This window comes from Pedobacter sp. AC212 (assembly GCF_979258625.1).
The window spans coordinates 4,729,065-4,750,102 of sequence record NZ_OZ409870.1 but is presented as its reverse complement, the minus strand read 5'-3'; the positions used below and the strand labels follow the sequence as shown (position 1 = coordinate 4,750,102).

The 21,038-nt window shown below is 37.6% G+C and carries 12 protein-coding genes; 4 read left to right on the top strand and 8 right to left on the bottom strand.

Going from position 1 to position 21,038, the window contains the following annotated elements; all coding sequences use genetic code 11:
• Window positions 1–7: 7 nt before the first annotated feature.
• Together tamL and ACZZZC_RS20335 are read right to left on the bottom strand one after the other, a co-directional pair.
• Entirely contained in the window at window positions 8–2,308 is a 2,301-nt protein-coding gene (gene tamL / locus ACZZZC_RS20340; protein WP_463488048.1) for a translocation and assembly module lipoprotein TamL, read from the bottom strand.
• On the bottom strand, window positions 2,292–7,289 hold the full coding sequence (locus ACZZZC_RS20335) for a translocation/assembly module TamB domain-containing protein (RefSeq protein ID WP_463483796.1): 4,998 nt from the start codon (window positions 7,287–7,289) through the stop codon (window positions 2,292–2,294). The genes tamL and ACZZZC_RS20335 overlap by 17 nt, the downstream gene beginning before the upstream one ends.
• 147 nt (window positions 7,290–7,436) lie before the next feature.
• Between ACZZZC_RS20335 and ACZZZC_RS20330 the strand changes: the two genes are divergently transcribed.
• The 4 genes from ACZZZC_RS20330 to ACZZZC_RS20315 all read left to right on the top strand — a co-directional run bounded on the left by ACZZZC_RS20330 (window position 7,437) and on the right by ACZZZC_RS20315 (window position 12,635).
• On the top strand, window positions 7,437–7,931 hold the full coding sequence (locus ACZZZC_RS20330; protein WP_463483795.1) for a cytidine deaminase: 495 nt from the start codon (window positions 7,437–7,439) through the stop codon (window positions 7,929–7,931).
• A gap of 362 nt (window positions 7,932–8,293) precedes the next feature.
• The gene (locus tag ACZZZC_RS20325) at window positions 8,294–8,797 is read left to right on the top strand and encodes a cupin domain-containing protein (RefSeq protein WP_463486284.1); all 504 of its coding nucleotides are present in this window, start codon (window positions 8,294–8,296) and stop codon (window positions 8,795–8,797) included.
• A 333-nt stretch (window positions 8,798–9,130) separates the two neighbouring features.
• Window positions 9,131–9,559, top strand: coding sequence for an EamA family transporter (locus tag ACZZZC_RS20320; protein WP_463488047.1), 429 nt, complete (start codon window positions 9,131–9,133; stop codon window positions 9,557–9,559).
• 160 nt (window positions 9,560–9,719) lie between these two features.
• Complete coding sequence (locus ACZZZC_RS20315) at window positions 9,720–12,635, top strand: DNA gyrase/topoisomerase IV subunit A (RefSeq protein ID WP_463483793.1); 2,916 nt, start codon at window positions 9,720–9,722, stop codon at window positions 12,633–12,635.
• Between the two features lie 77 nt (window positions 12,636–12,712).
• Here the strand turns inward: ACZZZC_RS20315 and ACZZZC_RS20310 are convergent, their stop codons facing one another.
• The 6 genes from ACZZZC_RS20310 to ACZZZC_RS20285 all read right to left on the bottom strand — a co-directional run bounded on the left by ACZZZC_RS20310 (window position 12,713) and on the right by ACZZZC_RS20285 (window position 20,807).
• Window positions 12,713–14,902 (bottom strand): tail fiber domain-containing protein, encoded by a 2,190-nt coding sequence (locus tag ACZZZC_RS20310; RefSeq protein WP_463483792.1) that lies wholly within the window; start codon window positions 14,900–14,902, stop codon window positions 12,713–12,715.
• Between the two features lie 106 nt (window positions 14,903–15,008).
• The gene (locus tag ACZZZC_RS20305) at window positions 15,009–15,263 is read right to left on the bottom strand and encodes a hypothetical protein (protein WP_463483791.1); all 255 of its coding nucleotides are present in this window, start codon (window positions 15,261–15,263) and stop codon (window positions 15,009–15,011) included.
• Window positions 15,264–15,292: 29 nt separating this feature from the next.
• A complete protein-coding gene (gene porV / locus ACZZZC_RS20300) occupies window positions 15,293–16,435 on the bottom strand; it encodes a type IX secretion system outer membrane channel protein PorV (protein WP_463483790.1) in 1,143 nt (380 codons plus the stop codon).
• Between the two features lie 29 nt (window positions 16,436–16,464).
• Entirely contained in the window at window positions 16,465–16,956 is a 492-nt protein-coding gene (locus ACZZZC_RS20295; protein ID WP_463483789.1) for a T9SS type A sorting domain-containing protein, read from the bottom strand.
• Window positions 16,957–17,137: 181 nt separating this feature from the next.
• Window positions 17,138–17,788, bottom strand: coding sequence for a response regulator (locus ACZZZC_RS20290; RefSeq protein ID WP_463483788.1), 651 nt, complete (start codon window positions 17,786–17,788; stop codon window positions 17,138–17,140).
• Complete coding sequence (locus ACZZZC_RS20285; protein ID WP_463483787.1) at window positions 17,778–20,807, bottom strand: ligand-binding sensor domain-containing protein; 3,030 nt, start codon at window positions 20,805–20,807, stop codon at window positions 17,778–17,780. The genes ACZZZC_RS20290 and ACZZZC_RS20285 overlap by 11 nt, the downstream gene beginning before the upstream one ends.
• Window positions 20,808–21,038: the final 231 nt, after the last annotated feature.

Genomic DNA, 21,038 nt, shown 5'->3' with positions numbered 1-21,038 from the left:
TAAAAAGTTAAAAAGGATAACCAATCCCGATATTAAAAATTAAATTTTGTCTGCGCCAGTCCTTATTTCCAAATGCGATATCATCAAACACCCAGCGCTGACCTTCTGCAAGATACGGTTTACGAACAGGAAATGCTACATCCAGGCGAACTACAAAAATTGAAGCATCAACACGCAATCCTGCTCCGGTACCCACAGCTAATTCGTTAAGCACATTTTTTAATTTAAATTCCGAACCTAGCCTGCCGGTATTTGAAGTTCCAGGAACGCCCATATCCTCTTTGCGTAACCAAATATTTCCAGCATCAACAAATAAGGCGCCATATAAAATACTTACAATTTTAAATCTCAGTTCCGAATTCAGCATTAATTTGATGTCGCCACCTTGATCAGCAAAAATGGCATCATCTGGTACTTTATATGTTCCGGGACCTAAGGTTCTGGCCGGAAATGCCCTGATGTCGTTACTTCCACCAGCAAAAAACTGTCTAACAAATGGGAGTGAGGTACTATTTCCATAAGCATAACCGTAACCTAAATTCAATCTATTTGCCCAGGTTACATTTCTGGTCACTTTGTAGTAATCTCTTAAGTCTGCTTCTAATCTCACAAATTGCGATAAAGGAACGTTGAAAATAGAACGTTTGCCTTGCTCATCTTTTGGAACAAATGTTCCCCAAAGGTTACCACCAGTTTCTAGCGCACCATAGAAAAATGTGTTGTTTCTGCGATTGGTTTCCATTTGGTTGGTATAGGTAAAGTTGTAGCTACTACCAATGATAAACTGATTCTCTAATGTTGTTCTAAGTAAAGGGTTTTCAGCAAATAACCGATCTCTTGTTGTATCAGATGGAAATGTTGTTGAAACATAACTTACCGAAATTGGGTTAAAATTATGTTCTTTGTATTGATTTTCTTTGAAATTATAGCCAAACTCTCCTTTAAAAGCATGCAATGTATATTCTGATCCTCGGTTCAACATCTGGTAAGACAATGAAGCAATTGTTTTGGGGATAAAGGCTGTTGTACTATTGGGCTTATAAAACGGCACAATAAACCTTGGAAAGGTCAACTTTCCTTCAGCTGTAAGAGACAGTGAATTTTTACCTAATGAAGTACCTCTGGTTTGCGTTTCAAAACCACCACTCACGCTCACATCCAATTGCTCAGCCCCCCTAAAAAGGTTTCTTGTAGTTTGCGTAACCTTTACTTCAGAACCTACGAAATTGTTCGATTTACTGGTCCCCGTTACTGAGAAGGTAAGTGAATTTTTCTTTAGCGGTGTTAAATAAATATTCAAATCGAGTTCATTATTCTTGAAGCTATCTACCGGTAAAAATTCAGCTCTAACATCTTGAAAGGCACCGATATTTACCATCCTGTTTAAGGATTGGTTATGGTCTTTGCGGTTATATACTTCCCCTTTTTGAAAGAAAACCAATCGATCAAATAATCTGGGCTTGAAGGTATTGCGGTCATCGTAAATATTGAAATCATGATATTCCAAAGGCTTCAATTTACGAAGTGTGCTATCTCTACGGATCGAGTAATTCGGATAAATTTTAATATTTTTTATAGTATAGGGCTTCAACGCCGCGTCTGGAGCAATATCTTTAACCTTAACGGTAACATTTACCAGGTTTTTGCCGATCGTGCTATCAACCTGCATAATCAAGTAATCAGGACTGAAATAGAAGTATCCATTTTCTTTTAAGTCGTTATCAATTCTGATTCGCTCGTTTTTATAAACATCTAAATCATAAAAGTCTCCAACTTTTAACAGCGTTTTATCTTTATTGGCATTAATGATTTTAGTTAACACGCCAGAGTCAGGCGGAAAAGTGATTTTATTAATTTTATACCTCTCGCCAGTAACAGCAGTATAAATTGCCTTTCCTTTTTTATCTTTAACAACTGTATCTCCGGTTACAGCTGCTTGAAGGTAGCCTTCACTCAATAAATAGCTGGTTAATACATCGTTATTGTATTTCAATTTAACTTCACTCAAAAGTACCGGCGGCTCACCTTTTTTCCTGATCCAGTTTCTTAAACCTTTAGGTTTTTTAGGTTCACCAGCAAAGTTGTAGATAGCCAGTTTAAGTTTGTTATTTGGGCGGGGTCGGGTTTTACTTTTTAAATCAGCCTTAACTTGTTTCTCATCATCAATTTTTCCTGCTGAATCTGGGTTGATGATCACATCTGCTCCCGTATATAAAATTTGTCCAGGTTTTAAGGATTTCGTACTACTGCAACCTGCATAAACTAAACAGGCCAATACAAATAAAATAGGTCTAGTTAGTTTTCTCATTTTGTGCTTTCTGTTCAATGTTTCTTGTTCTTCTATTGCGTTTTTTCTGGAAAATTTCTCTGAATTTGTTGTAATCAACCACTAAAGTAAAACCTAATCCGGTTTCAATAATCTGTCCTTGTACAATTACATCGTTTTGGTTGCGTCTGTAAGCTCTTAAACGGTACCTTCCATCGGCAGATAAGGCATATTCTACATTTACATTACCCGCAATATCGGTAGATTTTTCTCCTGGTGCTTGTGGTCCTTCCAATGCAAATGAACTTCCAACGGTAACAGTTAGCCTATCGTTCAATAATTTTTTAGATAAACCAATTTCCAAGTCCGTTTTTTGCTGCAGAGATCCGGTAGAATAATCTTCTGATGAATTTACACCAAAGTTTAAATCAACCCCTTGAATTAAATCCGAAGTTAAATTATTTAATTGTTCTGTTAATAATTTACTCACGCTCGATCGGGCAAGGGTAGAAACACCACCACCACCGCCAGACAAGCTTTGGAATGGATTATTAGCAATGAACCGATTGAGTGCTAATAAAGCAAAAACCTGTTTATTTAGTTCGCTTTCATCACGATTAACGTTTTGAAGTCGGGTATAAGACAAGCTCCCGATTTCTGTAGCTCTTTCATTTTCAGGTAAATCAATTCTGAATGAAATAGTAGGTTTTAATAATTCACCTTTCATCATTAAATAAACTTGAAATGGAATTTTGGTTTTGGCCTGTACTAAATCGGGTTGGTTAAGCAAATCAATTGGAGCAGCGTTAACTTCATACATTGCCGTTAAGTTGGCATTAGCCGAAGTTGGTTCGCCTGTCCAAATGATTGTACTACCTTTCACGATTCGGAATTCCTTTTTACCTAATGGTCCAACAGATAAATTGTAAGAACCATCCACCACCTCGTAACGTCCGGTTAAGCTTATTTTTCCGCTTGGATCCATGGTTGCATTCAAATCCGCATCTCCCTTGATATTAAGCGCATCACCATTTGATGGATCGACAACTACATTTAATTCTGCTTCAGGATCTATTTTCACTGCAGCAACTAGGTTTATTCCCTTTATTGGCGATTTGCTAATGCTATCTACCTTGAGTGCTTTCTGACCGTTAAAAGGCGGTGCATCTGCATCAATAAACTGAACAATTCCATCCTGATCAATGATTGATGGATCACTCGAAGGCAAAGCAAAGAAAAACTTAGTGCCTTTATTTACAGTGATATTCATGTTTACATCTGGCTGATTTAAATCTCCACGAACTTTAATGTCGCTGGTTAGATAAACCGTACCATAAATCATCTCATTATCAGCAGCAGTAGAATTAATTGCCCGGAAATTATTCATTCTGATATCCAGACCAAAGCGATAATTTTTATAATCTGTAGTTAAAACCTTTCCATTTATGGTTGCTTTCTGGTTCAAAGAATCGATCAATGTAAAGTTATTAAAGGCAATGCCCTCATTGGTAAAAGATATCTTCTCGTTCGGCATACGGAAATAGGAATTTACATAAGCCACATTTATTCCAGCGTTGTTAAAGGTTAAATCGCCTAATATTTTTGGAGCAGTTAATTCCCCTTTAACTGTTAGTGCACCAGTTAGTGTTCCCGTACCATTTTTCAGCTGCCCTTGAGATAAACTCTCGATATTTTTCATCTCAATTTTATCAATGTTCACCGTTAAATCTAAGGCGCTTTGAGGGGCGGTGTAATAAAATCCATTCACTCGTAAATCGTGAACGCCTGCTAAAGCCACATTAACTTCAAAGGCATTTTGTGTATTGTTGTTAACAGCCACACGCAAAGTCCCAAGTTGGTCTTTCTGGTAACGGAGCTGATCTATCGTTAAGTTCGCTTCAAATTTTGGCGTCGATGCCAAATCTTTCACATTGGCAGTTCCATTTAAACGGCCTCCAACTAAAGTAGTATCCGTTTCTGCGAATTTCGTTAAAGTTTCCAGTTGAAAATCTTTAAACTCAACACTTAAAGGTGCATTAGGCTGAGTTGGATTACTGTTTATTGATAGCGACTGACCACTATTGCTAATCGCAAACTGATTAACTAATATTCCGGATTGACCGAATTGAATAAAATTATCTTGCGATACCACCCACTTTTGATAATCCAATAAAAGTTTCTGCGGATCAAGGGTAAACTTAAAATCTTTGTTTATAGATTGAAAATTACCGCCAATTACATATTTATCTTTCAATTGTCTATCCCGAAGGAAGATATTAACACCTAATAAGTTGTTTAGTGCTTCACCGCTTATTTCGGTATTGAACAAGGCAATGGAAGGACTTTGTAAACTCTTCACCCTTAGGGCATAATCGAGCTTATTGTTTTCGTTATTGATGTTGATTGAAGTAGTATCAATTTTAAAATCTCCATATACCACCTGCGGGAAATTTCCTTTAATCTGTAAACTATCTTTCTGGGTATCAATTAAACCATAAAACTGCGATTGCTTGAAAACACTCAGCTCTGGAACAAACTGTTTCAGTAATTTCGAATCGTAAATTTGAACAGCGAACCGCATTCTTTGATCGGGAATTTTAGTTACCTGCCCAAAAGAATAATATTTGTTGATTTCGTTAATGAATGCACTACCGATTTTTGTCAGCTCGTACTTCCCATCAATTTTTGCCGATATAATTTCCGACTTCAACGAAAGCTCGTTTTCTGTAGCTGTCGATTTTGCCCGAACTGAAATGGTATCAACATTAATTCTTTGCGCATCTTTAGCCAACTGTAAGCCTGTAATATCTACCGAACCATTTAAATAATCTGCATCGGCAGTTTCTAAATCAACTTTTATTAAACCAGCAGCGCTTAACAACGTCGGACTAAAGTTAAGGGCCTGAAGATTTAACTGTTTTAAGTTCAAATTGGCCTTTACCGCAGGATATTTCCCCGCCAGATTTGCTTTGGCATCCAGAACAAAATTTGCGTTGCTATCTGGCATGTTACCTTTAATGGTAACATTCTGATTAGCATAAGTTCCTGCCAGATTTAAGTTTCGGTAAGTATATTTATTGTAGTAGGCGTTTAGTACCCGGGCGTTAAATTTGGCATTTATTTTTTTAGGATCAAGCCCCGTTCCAGCCACATTTGCTTTAACCGTTATTCGTCCTAATTTTGGTTGCATCTTTAACAAGCGGCCAACATTAAAATTGTTCAAAGAAACATCAGCTTTATAACGCTCTCTCCCTTTTGGTCCATTCATTGCTGCAGTTAAAATTGCACCTCCCATATCAGTTTGAATATTCATGTTGGTGTTAAAATCCGTTATCGAACCTTTAAATTTACCATTGGCATTAATCACATTTGGCAATTCGATTGTAGGTGGAAGGGATTTTTTTGGTACGGCAACTAAAATATCACTCTTGGTAACATAGAGCTTTTTAATATTTAAATCAAGGAAAGTTTTATTTATGTCGGGCAAACCTTTAGCCGTTCCGCTAATATCGATTTGTGTATTTTTTAATCCGGTGATTTGCAGGCGAGGAATGTTAAGGTTATTTAAATAGCCATTCACATCTGCATTTATTTTTATTTTTTCATTGCGGTAATTCGCTGGGATGGCATCACTAAAATAACCCGCATCTTTTAGTCCGATGGTTGTGTTTTTTAAGCTTAATGCTAGTTTCACTCTTTCCGGATGTTTAGTTAAATCATCCATCGAAGTGAAGTTCAGTTCCGTAGCATTTTCAATGGTGGTATTTGGTGTTTTTAAAACAAAGTTGCTTAGCTTAATTTGCTTGTCGTTATAGACAGCGTTTCCTTTTAACTCATTCAAAGCAAAGCCACTTTTCTCCTTTAGCGAACCATTTTTAACATTGGCCTTAATGCCATCGGCACTGTAACTTACGTCGCCAGCGCCAAAATTTAAACCAGTAATTTTTAAATGATTAAAATCCATTCCTTTCGGCGCAGCTTTTGCACCTAGGTTGTCAAATTGCACATTATTATCAGCCAGGCTAATGTTTTTAATCATCAGGCCGAGCGCCGATTTTTCAGCAACAACGGTGTCTTTAACCTTCTTTAAATCGTTACTTGGAGCAGGTTTAAAAGCAAAAAGAATATTCGATTTATTTAACTTGGCATCTTCTACCGAATATTTACTATTCGTTAAATCAACTTTAAGGTTAACCAGGCCCAATTCGTTAACATCAGCTACTGCTTTCGTAGTAGAAATCTGATCGTCGTAATTCACTTTTACATTGTTGAAAGCAAATTTTTCCACCTCAATCAATGGCAGTTTTCCAGTTTCCTTTTGGCTGCTATCTACACTATTGGTAACATGTTGGACCAGTTCTACCAAAGGTTTTTGCTGTAAATATCTAAGCGATGTATTATTCAGTGCCAAATCGCGAATTACGTAATGTTGGCCAGCTAAATCGAAAGTTTTTAGTTTTGCCTTAAATGCGCCAAGGTAAATTTTGGCATCGTTACCCGCTACATCATCACGGTAATTAATGCCTATATCTTCAAAAGAAACCTTATCAACAGAAAATTTCATAGTAGATGTGGTATCCTTATCCACCTTTTCTTCAGGTTTTTTTTGATCGCTCATAAAAGCATCAACTAAAAAAGAAAAGTTAAAAGTTGTGTCTGGCGCAATCCTTTTAACGTTAGCCCGTATGTTTTTTAGCTCAACACTGTTAATCTCAACAGTATTGTCCAATAGTTTAAATAAACTAATATCAACGGCTAGTTTTTCAGCATATAACAAAGTATCACCTTTTAAATCTTCGATATAAAACTTGTTCAAAACCACATCTTTGGGTAATGCGATTTTAATACTTTCAAGGCTAACTTCAGTCTTTGTTTTCGTTTTAAGGTAATCAATAGCTTTTCCCTTAACAAAATTTTGCACTGCAGGAATGTTGAGCGAAAGGGCAACAGCCACCACCAAAATGATGATAGATGCAATTACCCAAAGCAAAATTTTTAAACTTTTACGTACGTATTTATTCAAAGCGAATGTGTTTGGTGGTTGTTAAATGCCAAAAGCATGCCATTAAAATTAAATTTAAGGCAGTTATTTATAAATACTACAAAAATTAAACTAAATTGTTCGCCCGCTATAAAAATTTAACACTGGCGATTTATTAAAGTATTAAAAATGAAATTATTAAATCTTAATATAACCTTCGAACAGTACAATGGAGTTAGTGAATTAAATGAGCAAGATGCCATACTTTGTGAAAACGCGGAGAAAGCGTTGGCAAGTTCGTATTCCCCTTATTCAAAATTCCGGGTAGGAACCGCTATCCGTTTGGCTTCTGGTGAAATAATATTGGGCAGCAACCAGGAAAATCTGGCCTATCCTTCTGGTTTATGTGCCGAGCGTGTTGCACTCTTTTCCATTGGTTCGGCGTATCCAGATGCAGTGATCGAAAGTATGGCCATTACAGCGCAAACCGATGCCTTTGAAATTTTGAAGCCAGTTACCTCTTGCGGTGGTTGTTTGCAGGTAATGGCCGAGTTTGAAAGGAAGCAAGCATCGCCAATTGAAGTAATATTTTACTGTTTAAACGGCGAAGTTTTAAAAGTGCCCAGTGTACAAAGTTTGTTGCCATTTTCATTTGTAGAAGATCGCTTAGGGGCTAAAGCTTAAAAATATTTGGAAATTGGCAGTTCTGTAATCCTTCGGCATTTTAGCCCTGCTATCGCTGCAAGTCCTCGCTTTTATAAAAGCAGAAAATGCTTTTATTCGCTGCGGGCTTTTCGCTTTAATCAGGTTTATATTTTTCGGCTGATGTTCTTGGGTTAGGTTAAGTCCCACCCACAATATTATTCTTTATAAAATGCTTTTTCTTCTCTGATATTCAATAAATTAGTAAAAAAATCATCAGTATGGAGAATGAACAGAACAATATTTTAACTCGGAGAAGGTTGTTACAATTGCTTGCAATATCTTCGATTGGTTCAGCTGCACTGCCTTCTCAAGCTTTTGCCGATATTAAATCGCCATGAGATATTTTTGATGATATTAAGAAACCTATCTTCGTACCTGAAAATGCTGGTAAAAAAGGCAAAATCGGTGATGGAGACATCAGTTTTAAACTTAATAAAAGCCAAACCGATGGCCATGTTGGCATAACTGAATCTACACTACCTGTTGGTTATTTGGGCGCCCCGCCACATTATCATAAAACTTTCGATGAAATTTGTAGAGTGACACAAGGCGTTTTAACCATTATGGTAGGCAATGAGTTATTCGAGGTAAAAGCTGGTGATTGGCATTTACGTCCACGAGGAATTGTTCATAGCTTTTGGAACACTGGCAAAGAAACCGTAAAGTTTATAGAATTGTACAGTCCTGCTGGCCACGAAGCATATATGAGCGATTTGGCTGACTTGTTTATTAACAATCAACGACCAAAACCTGGTGATTTGGATCGACTGGCGAAACAATATGATATCACTTTCGATTGGCCAAGGTTAAAAGAGATCATGGATAAATATAAAGTTCATTTGTAGTGTAAGAGCAAGAAAGGTTTATTTCAAAGTCACATCCAAATAAACTGAGTGGCGGCCATAAGAATCGTAAAATGGTTTAAAGGTAACACTTGAAAAAACTGATGAATTTACGCCACAAGCTTATATTCGGATCACTCAGCCGGTTAAAATTCCAGGAGTACGCAGTTATGAGTTAATAGGAGATTATAAACAGGAGCGTGGCGCAACGCAGGTTAAACTTTCAACTTCCAACGTAGTGCAAGTCATTATCACCTAAATAATAAAGTTTTGCCTATTGTTTTTTGTTACAATCTATTTTGAATTTTTGCTGTTAAGCTATAAACAAAAATAACTATGTGGGTTTTATGGGCTATGCTTGCAGCAATATCAGCTGGATTGGTAATTGTACTAACAAAGGCGGGATTAAAAAATGTAGATTCCAGCTTGGCTTTTGCCATTCAAGCCGTCTTGATTTTACTCATTACCTGGGGAGTAGTTTTTTACCAGGGCAATTTTAGCGATTGGAAGGGAATCGAAAAAAATGCATGGATATTTCTGCTTTCGGCAGGGGTTTTTACATCATTGTCAACTTTGTTTTCTTATAAAGCGTTATCAATGGGCCCAGCATCTTATGTGGCTACTATTGAAAGAACGTCGTTAGTGATTGCTATTGTTTTATCCATCATCTTTTTGAAAGAAAAAATCACCTGGCAAATTGTAGTTGGTGGCACCGTGATGATTGCCGGTGCGGTACTTATCGCTTTATCAGATTCTGCTGAGTAATCTTCAAACAATTTACCGAGTTTTTTACAGGTTTTGATGTACTTCTAACCTAATTACAGCCTGCCTTGCCGATATTCCTAGGCACTTAAATGTGAATAACCTGTTTTTACACTGTGCAATCATTTTTATTATATTTACGGCTGCCAATTTCTGTAGATAAATGAGTGAAGAATCAGATCAAAACCTAAATCCAAACGAAGAGCATAAACACACCATTACACCAATTAACGGTTTGTACGAAAATTGGTTCCTCGATTACGCATCTTATGTAATTTTGGACAGGGCAGTTCCTCATATTCATGATGGATTAAAGCCTGTTCAACGTCGTATTATGCACTCGCTTAAGGAAATGGACGATGGACGTTTCAATAAAGCAGCGAATGTAATTGGTAACACGATGAAATATCACCCTCACGGGGATGCTTCTATCGGAGATGCGATGGTGCAGATTGGGCAGAAAGATTTGCTAATTGACATGCAGGGTAACTGGGGCGATCCGATTACTGGCGATAGCGCTGCGGCACCGAGATATATTGAAGCCCGGTTATCCAAGTTCGCCAATGAAGTTGTTTTTAATCCTGATACTACGGAGTGGCAGTTAAGTTATGATGGACGTAACAACGAACCGATTACTTTACCGGTGAAATTTCCGTTATTATTGGCACAAGGGGCAGAAGGTATTGCAGTTGGTTTGGCTACAAAGGTGATGCCTCACAATTTTATCGAATTGTTAGATGCCTCCATTGATGCCCTGAAAGGCGTTCGGCCTAATATTTTGCCCGACTTTTTTACTGGTGGAATGGCCGATTTTTCAAACTATAATGAAGGTCAGCGGGGTGGAAAAATTCGTGTTCGTGCTAAAATTACCGAAAAGGATAAAAAGACACTGGTTATAACAGAAGTTCCTTATAGTACCACTACAAGTTCCATCATTGATAGTATTTTGGCCGCCAATGATAAGGGTAAAATAAAAATCAAGAAAATTGAGGACAGTACAGCGGCTCATGTAGAAATTATTGTGCATTTAGCACCGGGTATTTCGCCGGATGTGACCATCGATGCACTTTATGCTTTTACCGCTTGTGAAGTTTCCATTTCTCCAAATACGTGTATTATTCAAGGTGACAAACCACACTTTATGAGTGTGAATGATATCTTAATTGAAAATACAAAGCATACTAAAAGTTTATTGAAAAAAGAATTGGAGATTCGCCTGCACGAGTTGCAGGAGAAAATTTTCTTCAGTTCGCTTTTAAAAATATTTATTCAGGAGGGAATGTATAAAAATCCTGAATATGAAAATTCGGCCAACTTTGATACGGTAGTTGAAGTTTTACACTTGCTTTTTGATCCTTTTAAGCCATCGCTCTATCGAGAAATATTACCAGAGGATTTTAAAAAACTGATCGATAAACCGATGAGCAGCATCACCAGGTTTGATGTGAAAAAGGCAGATGAGCAGATGAAAAACCTGGAGGATGAAATCAAAGTAGTTAAAAATCACTTGAAACATCTAACCGATTATGCCATCGCCTGGTTTCAGAAACTAAAAGATAAGTATAGCAAAGGCAGAGAACGAAAAACAGAAATCCGTTTATTTGATAGGGTAGAGGCATCAAAAGTGGCCTTGGCGAATGTTAAGTTGTATATGAACCGCGAGGATGGTTTTATTGGTACAGGTTTGCGTAAGGATGAATTTATTGCCGATTGCTCTGATATTGATGAAGTAATTGTTTTCCGTGAGGATGGAAAATGCATGATTACTAAGGTTGCTGATAAAACTTTTGTTGGCAAGGGGATTATCCATGCGCAGGTTTTTAAGAAAAACGACGAGCGAACAATTTACAATATGGTTTATAAAGATGGTTCTTCTGGCACGTCTTACATTAAACGTTTCGCGGTTGTTGGGGTTACCCGTGATAAGGAATACGATTTAACTAAGGGTTCGAAAGGTTCGAAGGTTTTATATTTCACTGCTAATCCAAATGGTGAGGCCGAAGTGGTTAACGTTGCTTTAAAGCCGCATTCAAAGTTACGTAAACTGCAATTTGATCAAGATTTTGCAGAAGTTGCCATAAAAGGTCGTGGTTCGCAAGGAAATATTATTTCCAAATATCCGGTCAAGAAAATCATTCTGAAAAGCAAAGGGGTATCCACTTTATCAGGACTAAAAATTTGGTACGATGATTTACTGAAGCGTTTAAATGTTGATGGACGAGGTAAGTACCTAGGCGAATTTGACGGCGATGACAGAATTTTGCAGGTTCATAAAGATGGATATTACGAGCTAAGCTCTTTTGAACTTAGTAATCACTTTGATGATGGGCTAATTTTGATTGAGAAGTTTGATGCCGATAAGATATTTGCTGCTGTTCATTTTGAAGGAAAAGCACAAAATTATTTCATCAAACGCTTCAATTTTGAATTACAGACGAATGGTAAAAAAGTCGTTTTTATTAGCGAAGAACCAAAATCCAAGCTGTTATTTCTCACGTCAAATCCTGCCGCTAAAGTATTGCTTGATGTATTGAAAGGCAAGACACAAATTCCGGAAACACTTGACTTAACATTGTCCGACCTGATTGATGTAAAAGGTTTGAAAGCTAATGGCAATCGTTTATCACCTCACGATGTTCAAAAGGTAGTTTTAGAAGAGCCTGAAATTGAAGCAGAAGAAGCTAATGAAAATGAGGGTAGTGGAGAAGATGAAACTTCGGTTGAAGAGAATCCTGTGGAGATAAAAGAAGATAACGAGGAAGCGGCTCCTGAAAACGTAGGTCCTAATAAAGGTGACGAGTCTACACAGGAAAAGCAAAAGCCTAAATTTGAGCGTAAGCCTGATTTGACGGCTGAAAAGCCAAGCGTGATGGAAAAGCCACTGGCTCAAAAGGCAGTCGATGAGGCCAAAGCTGTTGAAGAACCAGTTAATGAACCTAAAGCAGATACGGTTAAAAATCAGTCAGCTAAAGAATCGGAGAAACCAAAAGAAGAAAAGCCTATTAAGAAAGTTGATTTTGAAATCACCAATCCAGATGATATAGAAATTGATGAAAAAGGACAATTAGGCTTATTTTAAAAGCATTTTCTCAGCTCCAAACAAAAACAGCCGCTTGATTTTAATCAGGCGGCTGTTTTTGTTTCAAGTAGAATTGGCTATTTACTCTTAGCTATTTCTGGCTTGTTCTTTCTTGGTTCACTATTAATTGCTTTTAGTTTTTCGCTTAATTCTTTCGTTTCCAATTGCTTGCTTAAAAGCGTTTTCAGCTGGTTCCATTCCTCATTTGCTTTTTTTGTCTCTGAAAGTAATAATGCAAGCTCTTGATTCTGCGTTTTTAGTTTGGCAATTTCTACCGATTGTTCGGCAGTTCTTTTTTCAAGGGCTTTAACCATGATCATTAAAACACCTTCCATATCTGCCTGGGCGATGGTTGTATCGCTACCAATTGTTCCATATTTGTCTTTACCAAAAGCTGCATAAAAATCTTGTGCCATTGGGCCATAGTGGCGGTGATTTGCACCACGCTGAACTTTATAGTTCCAGGATCCCAATCTCATAGGTCTTAATTTTAGTAACATTTCTTCGCCGTTAGATGATATAAATCTTTCTTTTTTGGTGGAGTCGGATATGATATTCCACGAGTTGTCTCCAGGAGTTAAAGAAACACCTACATTCATATCATCGTTTGTAAATAACCTAAAACCACCAGCATAACGAGCGGTAAACTGGTTGGCAGCACTTGAAGTAGTATAATCCGCACGGTTTCCACTCAAACTAGATGCATCAGACAATACCAACGCACCCTCGTGTCTAGCTAAGCCTCTGTAGCCAATAGCCACGGCATAATCTTCCAGAGATTCTACTCTGTAACCAATAGCAACAGAACCTTGACCATTTGCTATAGTGGTATAACCTAGAGCCACCCCACAAAATCCACCAACAGTATTGCTCGCTCCTGCAGAAAAACCCGCAGTTCCAGTAACTGTGACGGCAGAACCAAATCCTACGCCAACTGTTGATAATACTTTAACTTGGTCGCCAAAAGCAACAGAGCCATATCCACTGGCAGTTACCTGATTTCCAAAAGCATAAGAATAGTCTTTGATATTCAAATCATCCCACTCCGTTGCAACAGCATTTCCAACTCGGAGTGCACCTTTTTTAGGGTACCACATCAAGCGAGTACCTGGTCCTTCTACTGGAATTGTACCTGTTAAAAATTTACCAGGTAGTACAAGGCCTCCTGAATTATCGAATTTGGCTGTATTGATAGTATTGTTTATGCTAGTCTTAAGCGTTAAAGCACCATTATCCTCTAATGTTAATCCATTACTGCCATTATTGGTAACAGGCTGATTATTTAATTTTAACGGAAGGGTTGCGGTATGGTTGCCTAAATCATCGCCAGAAACATTGTCTGGTTTCCAATTCGTACCATCAAATTTGAGTACTTGGTTTAAAGTTGGGGCAGTATTGGCAACCGCAACTGATTGGATTTTTGATACAACTGGATCTGGATAATTTCCAGTAAGGTCTCCACCAGCGGGTGATGCAGTAATGGTTCCTGGAATCCCCTGTGGTCCAATTGGACCTGCAGGCCCTGTTGCACCAACCGCTCCTTGAGGTCCAGCTGCCCCCGGCACGCCTTGTATCCCAATTGGTCCTGCTGGTCCGGTTAGTCCAATTGGTCCTTGCGTTCCTTTTGCGCCTGTTGCACCAATCGGTCCCTGAATGCCAATAGGTCCTTGTGGGCCGGCGGGTCCTATTGCACCAACTGGGCCTTGTGCGCCAATTGGTCCAGTCAAGCCCTGCAGTCCCATAGGTCCAGCGGGTCCTGTTAAACCAATCGGCCCCGTAGCCCCTGCAGGACCGTTTAATCCTATCGGGCCCTGTGCACCTGTTGGTCCGGCTGGGCCTACTGGTCCTATTGGGCCAGGCGTTCCGTTTGCAGAGTATAAAGCATAGGGTACACTCATTAATTGAGTAGTACCCAAATCAGTAAAACTCCCGCCTCCAATGGCTAGTTCTACCCTTAAGTATTGATTCGCATTTTGCCAAGGCACTCCAGCTAAAGTTCCTTGAGAGGGTGTCCCTTTACCTATTTGCAAAGTGAATAAACCTAATGTATTTGTGGTTAAATCATGGTTTTCAAGATATTGAACTGTACCATTGGTACTTCCGCCAAGGATAGATATGCGCACTTTTACATTTTGTTTTGCCAAAACTGTTCCATCATTATTTCTGGCAGCTGCCTGATAATTTATTCCAGTAAGACCACTTTGAGCAAGCACGTTGCCTACATATAAAAAGGTTGCTAGGGCAAGGATAAGCGTAATTTTTTTCATTTTGCTAAAATTTGATTAGGTCAATTAGATAATACATGAGCTCCTATAACTTGATTGAAAGAGATTCACTTGTTTAATTTGAATACCTGGACAGGGTAGGAGTATTTTATAGTTTAACTTGTTCTTTTTGAATTAATGGCAGTTTAATAGCATCTATTTTAGCCATTTTCTGAGCTGGAGCGAGGGTGGGTTGATCAGATGACAGGTTTTGGCCCGCTATTGTTGCAGGGATGTGAACATTTGTCTTGGCAACTTTAACATCTGTATTTTGTTGAACAGGCATGCTGCTTGGTGTAGATTGAGCTTTTGCATTTGCGATACCGATAAAAATCAGTATAAGCAAGAAAATTAATGTTTTCATTTTTTTAATTTTAAGTTGAGTGTTATAGATTAATCGATGGCATAACTTAAGGTGAACTTTATCCCATTTCTAAGTACATATCGCTTGGCAGTTGGCGCTATGTAGCTCATATCAAATTGTATAGGCTTTAATTTCAGTCCTAACCCAAGTGCAAAGTGCTGCCTGTTTCCTTTTTCTGGATCCTCATAAAAATATCCTGTTCGTACAAACAATTGATTTTGGTAAGAAAATTCTATTCCTCCAGCAATGGTGAATTCTGATATCTCTTCCCTAAATCCACCGGGAGCATCAAATAAAGAAGTAAACAATCCGCTTGGAACACTTCTACTTGGATCTTTTCCCTTTTCAATTTCTGTAGTTGTTATTCCATTTGCATCCAATTTATACCTTGGAGCAGTTGGTACCATCAACTTATTGAGGTCAACTAGAAAAGTGATGCTATTGGTTTGACTTTTTAGTATCGTGTAACCACCACCGATTCTCAAATTCATTGGCAGAAATGATTCGCCGGCAGATACTGATGAGTATTTTAATTTTGTACCTATGTTGGTTAAACTTACCCCCCAAGCATATCTGGAGGTATTTAAGGTTTTTTCAGAGTAAATACTAATGTCTGCAGAATAACCATTTACAGCATTCACTTCCAAACCATTAAACATTCCGTTGCCTAAATCGCTTCTGATGTATCTTGCTGCCAAGGCTATAGCTAAATCATTTCCAAATTTTCTGGAATAAGTGCCATCGATTGAAAACTCACTTGCCTGATACTGTTGAAGCAATCCTCCAGCGTCATTTCGAAAATTTATAGTCCCTAAATCGAAATATTTCAATGAAAGGCCGACTACATCTTTATCGCTAAATTTATGATAAGCACTTAAGTTGCCGAGGTGCAGGTTTTTATCTACTTCACGCATCCAGGGAACGTAAGAAACGCTGATTCCAGTTGTATTGGCAAAAGAAAGTTTGGCGCCATTTACATAATTGGAATTTGCATCGCTAACAAGTCCTGTTCCAGCTTCTGCCACTCCCGTATTCCTTGCATCAGTACTAACTAATAAAAAAGAAGCAGCTGTTGTTACTGTGCGGTATTGGTTTTGTACCTGCGCTTTACTATAAATTGCCAGACAAAGCGAAAGCAATAAAACTGATGAGGTTTTGATAAGCGTTTTCATGGAAAGTATTTAAGTAAGAGATTAAAGTCTTATTGGATTACAAGCTTTTCAGAATAGGTTCTGAAGTTGGCATAAAGTACTACATGGTACATTCCGGAGGCCAATCCATTTAGTGGAATAATGTATTCTACCTTTCCTGCCAGGCTCGTTACAGTGCTGGAGTGTACAATTTGACCAGCGTTATTAACCAGGTTGATTAGAACCTTGCTATCACTAAATAAATCGAAATCTACCTTTGTTCTGCCAACAGCTGGGTTTGGATAAACCCTCATGTTACCTACAGCGGGTACAATGATGTTAGATATAGTGAATTCTGGTTGCTGGAAACCTTGAGTAAGTAAAATACCGGCAGTCTGCTGAGTGAGTATTGCGACTTCGCCTACGGTATATTGTACAAGAACATTGCCTACTTGCGCACTGCCGCCAGTACTGGCCACCACATTTCTGGTAAGCATGGTTTGAGCTTTTGAATTTGAAATAGCAATAGATAAAAATAGCAAAAGTAGAGATACCGTTTTCATAGAGCGTAGGAGTTTGACTAGTTAATTTTCGTAAAATCAATTACTGATTTTTATTTTCCAATCACTATTTCTCTATTTTTTTTAGGGATTTTTAGAGCAGCGTTAATGATCGAACTATACAAATTGACATAAATCAATTTGTTAATTCAATACGCTTTTTACGGTATTTTTTGAAGGGATTTTACTCGTAGCCTAAAAACATTTTATTCTCCATGGCATACTTAACCAACGATGCAGTATTGTTTAAATCAAGCTTGTGAAAAATATTTTTTCGATGAGTATCTACTGTCCTCGTACTCAAAAAAAGTAGGTCTGCTATTTGTGCATTTGTATTTCCCTCAACAATAAGGTTAACAATTTCCATCTCCCTTGCCGAAAGTGTGTGTTTCGTTTTGGGTTTTTTATGTTTGATGTTATTCAAAAATTCATCGAGAATATCATTAAGACTTTCTGATACATAGTATTCCTCGTTCATCACGCAATCAATAGCCTTAAAGAGGTGTTTATCGTCCGTATCCTTAAAAAGGAAGCCATTTGCCCCAGCTTCGAGCATATTAAGAACGCTTCGCTTATCATTAAGCATTGATAGCACAATTACTTTAATGTTAGGGTGATTCGTTTTTATCAGCTTGATGGTTTGATAACCGTTTAATATGGGCATATTGATATCTAGCAAGATAACATCTGGAGATTGGTGTAGTAGTAAATCAATCACTTCCATGCCGTTATTTGCAATTGCAACTACTTCGTAATCATTTCTTACGGCCAAAATGAGTTTGAGCCCATTAATCAACACCTTATGATCGTCGGCTATCAAAATTTTAACTGCCATTTTTAAACTTTAAAATTTGTTTTAAATTAATTGTGATGGTCACCGCTACTCCTTTTCCAATTTGCGTATCAATAGCCAGATCTGCTTTTATAGCTTTGATATGAGCCTCGATATTGTAAAGCCCGTATCCTCTTTTTACGAGTAAAGTATCATAACCCATGCCATCATCTTCATATAAAATGATCACTTTTTCATCTCGATTAATAATTGCGATGTAAATGTTTTTAGCGCCTGCATGTTTGATGGTGTTGTTAATCAACTCCTGGCAAATTCTGTAGAGCGAATACTGTTGTGTACTTTTAAGTGCGATGTTGAAGCCTGCATAATCAAAATGTATGGTAATGATTTTGAGTTTGTTGATATTCTCAATCAGGTCTTCAAGTGCTGTAATTAATCCATGTTCATCAATAGTTTTGGGGCTTAAGTTGATCAACGTCGATCTTAATACGCTAACCGCCTGATCAATATATTCTGATGAAAGTTTGCGTAGTTCACCGCCATCTATCATTTTATTGATGTCGCCTGCCAGAAGATAGTGTTTCAACGATGATAGGCGCAAACCGACATCATCATGAAGATCATCAGCTATTCTTTTTCGGTCTGCCTTTTGGAAATTGATCATTTGACGAAGCTGAAGTATTTGTAGATGTTTTATCCACCTTAAATAAATAACAAAGCCCATAAAAGAGATGATGATCAGACTCAATAAACAAATCACCAAAAACCACCACTTTTGCCAGAATGGAGCGCTGATGTAGATGGGTAGTTCGGTTCTTTTATTGCTATACACATCAACTAACACTAACTTGAATTTTCCGGATGGCATATTTGGAAAACGAATACTGTTACTGCCTATAACAGTGATCTTCTTATCGTCGTAACCAACCATTTGATAAACAATTTTTCTTTGTTTTGGATTGGTGAAATCCATCGGACTAAATGCAATTGTAATCGTGTTTTGGTTGTGTTTTAAGTTTAGCTTGGATATTGTAGTTGGGATACCAACTAGCGAGGACGTTTTATCGTTTATTAATATAGATGTAATTTGAGGTTTGGCAACGCTGGTGTAAACCTTCGCTTTTGAGGGGTTCACTACATTTATGCCGTTTATTCCTCCAAAATAGAGCAAACCATCGTTACAGGAAAGTGCTGAGTTAATATTGAAAACCATGCTTTGTAAACCGTCAGCAGTAACATAACGGGTTTGATTTGCCTGTTTAGGTTCGTAAAAATAAAGACCATGATTGGTTCCAAGCCATAAATTGTTGTTTCGATCGGCGAGTATACTGGTGCAATTCGCATCCAATAGGCTGTACTTATCCAATGTTTTAGTAACCGTATTAAACCTGATCAGCCCGGAGCTAGTCCCTAAATAAATGGTCTCATCAATAGTAATGTTTCCATTTATGCCGAATGGAGTTGGCGCTATTTTCTGATCCAGAACAAATCGATCACCTTTTAATTTAGCTGAATAAAGCGAGGTATAATAGGTTTGAACCAATACCTCATCTTTATTAAAGGGTATAATTCTTTGAATATTTGGCCAGGTAATCGACTGATTAAAACCCTTGTCTGCAGCAAACAAAAGCTCATGGCTTGCGCTTATGGATAGTTTAGCTACTCCGTACTCTGTAGCGGCAAATAGCGTGTTATTAATTTTCACAATCTGGTTAATCTGCACCTTTCCATTTTGCTTTTCAGAAAACTTTATTTTTAATGGGATGAACCTATCAATCTTACTTTCGTAAAGAAAAAATCGTCCATCGGCAAGCTCTAATAATACATCCCCGTTGCTCGTTTCAACAAGCTTTGAGATACCTATTTTTGCAAATTCATTTTTAAATGGCTTCTTTAAATCTTTTAGGTAGATGTACAAGCCTCCATTTTTTGTGCCACACCACAGCTGTCCATTTTTAAGCCTCAGCATGGCCACAACATCATTATCAAATCCAGTGGGTACAGTGTTCGTTTTCTCTAATAGCCGAGTAAATATCACCTTATTCAAATTGGTATAATCTAGTCCATGGCCGTCAATACCAATAAAAAGATTTTGTTTTTGATCGATGTAAATTCTCCTGATATAGTTACCGGAAAGGCTTAAAGAATTGTCCGACTCGTGGCTATACCAGCCAAAAAATTTCCTTGATACTAAATTGAATAAGAGCAAACCATCGTTTCTTGTGCCAACTAATAGCCAGGGTTGGTCTGGATATTTAGCAATTGCAGTCGCGATTATTTTCTTGTTTGTTTTACAATTGCTGAATATTTGATGGCTTTTAGTTTTGGGATTGAGAAGAATTAAACCTTTATCCGTTCCAAGCCAAAGCGACGTGTCGGTTTCAACGTAAACGTCTTCAACGTGGCTATTTAACGGAGGGGAATCGTTATTCATCAAAAATTTCTGAACATGTTCTTCTTTTGTATCGTTAGCTTTATTGATATAAATTCCCTTTACTCCACGGCTTATAAACCAATCTAACTCGTGATAGAATGGAATAGGAACAAATTGAAAACCGTTAGAGTAAGTTGTAATGTATTTGGTTTTCTTAGTTTGATTACTGTACCTGTAAATATTTCCGGCAAGATAAACCCACAAATCTTTCCGATGATCGATGTAAAATGGAAAAGAATAGTAATTATCTTTTAAGTTCGGATTTTCAGGAAATTTATAACTGGTAAAATTATCTTGTTGCCTGTTATATTTAACCAGATTATTTTGCGAGCCTATGATTAAATCGCCTGCGCTGTCTTCGATAATATTGGTAATATAATTGCCAGGAAAGTTTTTAGAATTGTTGATGTTTTTGTAGGTGTAACAAGTTGTTCCATCAAAGCGGTTTAAACCATTTTCAGTTCCAACCCATAAAAAGCCATTCCTATCGATGTGCAGGGCTCTGATCGTCGGATCGCTAAGTCCATCTTCAAGGGTTAAATGTTTAAATAAAAGGGTAGGTTTAGTTTGCGAATAGCCGATCAATCCACCAAAGAAAAGGCAGAAAACGCTACAAAGCTTTATCATAAAATTTAATCTCTGGAGAGCGTTATTAAATCGCATATTAAATTTATTTGATCGGTTTCTATCTTAAATATAGAAAATATAATGTTACATCTTTAGTTATGTACTAATAATCAGCTACTTGCTTTGGTTAGTGATTTTTATTATTTGCCATGGGAAAAATAAAACTATATTTGCGTCACTCAAAGGGGTGCTTTTTGTTCTGCAATTTCTGTTGCAATCAAGAGGCTGAGA